The sequence below is a fragment of the Streptomyces hirsutus genome (assembly GCF_001418415.1).
GTDB classification, from domain to species: domain Bacteria; phylum Actinomycetota; class Actinomycetes; order Streptomycetales; family Streptomycetaceae; genus Streptomyces; species Streptomyces hirsutus.
In genome coordinates, this window is sequence record NZ_LIQT01000418.1 from 1 (window position 1) to 4,802 (window position 4,802).

At 66.9% G+C, this 4,802-nt stretch carries 2 protein-coding genes; both read left to right on the forward strand.

The features are described from left to right. The first annotated feature begins 1,210 nt into the window (after nt 1-1,210). On the forward strand, nt 1,211-1,642 hold the full coding sequence (locus AOK11_RS45460; RefSeq protein ID WP_240497521.1) for a hypothetical protein: 432 nt from the start codon (nt 1,211-1,213) through the stop codon (nt 1,640-1,642). Nucleotides 1,643-1,848: 206 nt separating this feature from the next. After that, entirely contained in the window at nt 1,849-4,749 is a 2,901-nt protein-coding gene (locus AOK11_RS28680) for a LamG domain-containing protein (protein ID WP_240497522.1), read from the forward strand. Nucleotides 4,750-4,802 lie beyond the last annotated feature (53 nt).

Sequence of the window (4,802 nt, forward strand, 5' to 3'; positions counted from 1 at the left end):
AAGCACCGTTGCAGTACTAAGGCAGCGGTCGGCTCTCCAGCGTGGAATGTCTACCATCGGCCTCCCTCCCAGCACTTCTGACGGAAAAGGGCTACCTCCCGAGTTGAGGGAACAGCCCTGCTGGCAGAGGTAAGGTTTGAGCCATTCGGCGCGGGCTCGGAGTGGTGCTCCATGCCTGATTGTCTAGAAGGAGATCAAGAGAACCGGCTGTTTTCAGCCTTGCTGAACTCATCGGTCTCTGAGTCGTCATAGCCGTTCACTCAAGCTTGCTCCGCAGCGGGGGCCGGGGCGGCGCCGACCGGTTCGTTAATGAAGCCGTGCCAGACCAAAAGGGCTAAGGGCTCTCCGGACCGGGATATGGGAAGCACGGAAGGTCGCTCAGACGGGACAGTCCTGAGTATCTGGAGAATCGGTCCGCTTCAACTCCGCTGTCCATCCGTCGGGCAGGGCGGGGTTTCTCGACGACGGAAGTGAGCATCGGCTCGGGCAAGGACCACGTCATGCAGTGCCGCCTTCCACTCCGTTCGACGAAGGGCCGGCGAAGAGCGTGTAGCCACCCAGCAGTCGGTCAGAGGGCTGCCTGGGCTGGTCGAGGGTGCCGGGCGCCCGTGTCCGGCTGGCAATGGAACGCATGCAGGGACCTGCTGGCGCAGTGCGTCCAGCGCCTGCTGCCGGGCACCGGGTGGCACCGTCCGCTCTTGGCCGCTGAACCGCGATGGTGCTTCGTTCATAGTGATGCACGGCCAGTTGGCGAGTAAGGCGCAGGTGTACGACGGACAGATCGACACCGAAGGGTAGACAGCACACGAATTTCCGATAACACGGTGGATCTTTTTCACTGCGCCGCTTACCGGGGATTTCCTCATCAACGTCACTAGCTCAACCAGCACGCTCATATCGACCGCACGGTCTAGGTGATGTGATGCGCATCACCATTGACCGGCATGCTCGCCCAACACATGATCTTCACAGCTTCTTCTAAGGCAAAATTTAAAAGAACGGGTGGGGCGTGTTTACGCATCAATGGCGGCACGGCTGGCGTCAGGTGGTGAGGAGTGGGGCAATAGCCGCCACGCTTCTAGGGGGGACAGTTTCTGCGGCCGGGGCCGGGGCGACTCCGGCATTTGCCGATGGGGGAGCGACCTCGGTATCGGCTGATCGGACTCCAGAGGAAACAGCGAGCGCTCTCGCAGCGGAAACCGGTGAGCGGGTGGCCGTGGACTCGGCGACCACCGAGTCCTCCCAGGTGTTCGCCAACCCGGACGGCACCTTCACACAGGACATGCACGCGGCCCCGGTCCGTGCCCGACGGGATGGCGGTACCTGGGCCCCCATCGACACCAGCCTCGTGCGCGCGTCCGACGGCTCCGTACGGGCGGAGAACACGACGGTCGGCCTCACCTTCTCGGGCGGCGGCAGCGGGGACGGACTGGTCACGCTGGAGGACAAGGGGCACGAGCTGCAGCTCGGCTGGCCCACCGTGCTCCCCGAACCCCGGCTCGACGGCAACACCGCCACCTATGCCGGAGTCCTCCCGGACGTCGACCTGAAACTGACCGCGCTGAGTTCCGGCTACACCTCGGTGCTCGTGGTCAAGACGCCTGAGGCGGCGGGGAACCCGGCACTTTCGAAGATCACATGACCGTCTCCAGCGGTGGTCTGGGCATCGCCCCGACGGCCGACGGCGGTTTCGTCGCGCGCGACAGCGATGGCACCCCCGTCTTCGAAAGCCCGTCGGGGCGGATGTGGGACTCAGCCGGCGACACCCCAGCCTCAGCCACCACTACCACTCAATCCGCCAGTACTGCGTCGTCAGCAGAGGCGGAGGCCAGGAATGAGCCCAAGGCGATGCAGGTGGCCCCGCTGCCCGCCGCCGGAGGCGAGCCGGACCCCGAGGAGGGCCCCGGCAGCGGTGACGCGGCGGCCAAGCTACCGCTCAAGGTCACCGGCACCACGCTGGAGATCACACCCGACCCGGCCCTGCTGCATGGCGAGGACACCGTCTTCCCGCTCTACATCGACCCGCCGACCAAGGGCATCACGCTGGGCGACTGGACGGCCCTGGCCTCCAACGGCACCAAGTACTGGGAATTCGACGGCGACAAGGGTGTGGGGCGCTGCTCCAACTACGCCGGCTACCTCTGTTCCAACAGCCCCTACACGCAGCGCATGTACTTCGAGTATCCGCTGTCGTCGATCCACGGCAAGAAGGTCCTGGACGCGACGATGGAGGTGTACCAGGTGTGGACGTTCACCTGCGATCCGCACTGGTACGACCTGAGCCGTGTGAACAAGGGCATCTCCTCCAGCACCACCTGGTCGTCCCGTCCCACCGCGGTGGACCTGATGGGCGACCGGCACGTGGCCTACGGGCGAGGCGCCCTGTGCAACCCGTCGCAGCCGGCGAACTGGGTGCGCTTCAGTGACAACGTGGATGAGACGAATGAGAATCTGACGACCACCCTCGCGTCCTACGCCGCCAACAAGACATCCCAGATCACCTTCTCGCTGACCGCGCACGACGAGTCCGACGCGTCCGCCTGGGCGCGGTTCCGCAAGGACGCGAAGCTGTCGGTGACCTACGTCTCCTACCCGGGCAAGCCGACCTCCCACGGCGTCCAGCAGGGCACCACCGGGCGGGCCTGCAACGCCTCCACGCTGCCCTTCGCCACCAGTGACACCACGCCGAAGATGCTGGCCACGGTGCAGTCGGCCGACGGCTCCAACGCCCAGCTGCGCGCCATGTTCGAGGTGTGGAAGGCCGATGGCTCCAGCCGCGCCTGGTACGCGGCCTCGCCGGACGGTGCCTGGGTGGCCGACAACGCCGCCCGCACCGCGTCCTCGAGCAAGCTGCCGGCGCAGACGGACTACCGGATGCGGGTCAAGACGCAGGCGTATTACAAGACGGACCGGGGCGTCACCGGCGTTCTGGACTCGGCCTGGTCGTCCTGGTGCTACTTCCGCATCGACACCGACTCGCCGCCGCCTCCGGTGGTGACCAGCGCGGACGGCCTCTACAAGCCGGCCGAGACCGACCCGGCCGCGGGCGGGGTGGGCACGTCGGGCAAGTTCACCTTCACCCCCGCGGACACCAACCCGACCATGGCCGGCATCCAGTCGGACGTCGTCAGTTACAAGTGGAAGCTGAACAGCGGGGCGGTCTCCTCCCCGATCACCGTCGCCAAGGGCACGGCGACCACTCGGACGATCACGCCGAACCAGGCCGGTGAGAACACCATCCAGGTCTGGGGCTACGACGCGGCCGGACACAGCTCGCTCACCGGCTACTACAGCTTTCTGGTGAAGGGCGCCGAGAAGCCCTCGGGCATCTGGCACCTGGACAAAACTCTTACCGACGCCACCAGCGCGACCCCGCATCCGCTGACCTCCTCGGGGGCCACCTGGGACACCCTGGCCCGCAGCGGCTCCGCCGCGGCCAAGCTCAACGGAACCAGCGCCTACCTCTCCACCACCGGCGCGGTACTGGACACCACCAAGTCCTTCACCGTCTCGGCCTGGGCCCGTCTGGGGAAGAAGGACGTCAACTACACCGTCCTGTCGCAGGCGGGGACGAACGCCTCCGGGTTCCAGCTGTACTACTCGACCGCCTACAACGCCTGGGTTTTCAACCGTCACCAGACGGATGTCTCCGCTCCCGCCATCACTCGCTCGATCGGTGCCAAGCCGCCGGTCCTGAACGCCTGGACCCACCTGGCCGGCGTCTACGATGCGGCGGCGCAGACCATTCAGCTCTACGTCAACGGCATCCCGCAGGGCGACCCGGTGCCGTTCACGGCCACTCCGTGGAAGGCGTCCGGCAACCTGCAGGTCGGGCGACTGTGGGCTTCGGCGACCGGCAAGGAGAACTTCGCCGGAACCATCGACGAGGTGAAGGTCTGGTCCCGTGCGCTGGCGGACACCGAGGTCGCCCACGACGCCTGGCTGGAGGACGAGGACATCAGCGACGGCACCGCCGGCGACCCGGTCCCGACGCTCGTCGCCAACTGGGACGCCGCGGACATGGCCAACGCGAGTGGCACCACGGTGAAGGACACCAGCGGCTTCGGCCGGAACCTGGCCCTCAACGGGGCCGCGCTCACCCAGTTCAGCACCGGTGACCCGGAGATCGGCGAAGAGGTCACGACCACGCAGACGATGACCCTCAACGGCACCAGTGCGCACGCCACCGCCGCCGGCCCGGTCATCGACGACTCGGGGTCGTTCACCGCGACCGCCTGGGTGACGCTGGACCCCGCCAAGCTCGCCGACACCAGCAAGTCATACACGGTGCAGGTGTTCGGCCAGTCCGGGACGAGCCAGTCCTCCTGGGGCGTCTGGTACGAGCAACCGGCCGGCAGCACCCAGGGGCGGTGGACATTCGGCCGCCCGAACAAGGACGGCACCGGAGCAGTCTGGACCGAGAGCGAATCAACCGCTCTCACCACGGCCCAGTTGGGCGTTCCGGTCATGCTGACGGTCGTCTACGACGCCCAGGCGGCCGCCGACCTGGACGACACCTCCAAGCTCGGCGCGCTCAAGCTGCATGTCGACAGCGCCCGGATGGGCGACGAGGACGGTGTGTCGTACTCGGTCTCCTGGCAGGGCGGCGGAGCGTTCGAGATCGGTCGGGCGAAGATCAACGGGGCAGCCGCGCGCTACTTCCCCGGAAAGATCGACAGCGTCCGCATCTGGGCCGGAGCCACCTCCACCGACACGATCGCCAACCGGCACAACACCGAGCAGCAATAGGAGCGGGGCGGGTCGGGCGATCGCACGCCCGCCCGACCCGCCCTTCCAGATTC

Bases quoted from the DNA above. Each gene is read 5' to 3' on its own strand.
- AOK11_RS28680 (WP_240497522.1), top strand. From the start codon at position 1,849: ATGCAGGTGGCCCCGCTGCCCGCCGCCGGAGGCGAGCCGGACCCCGAG.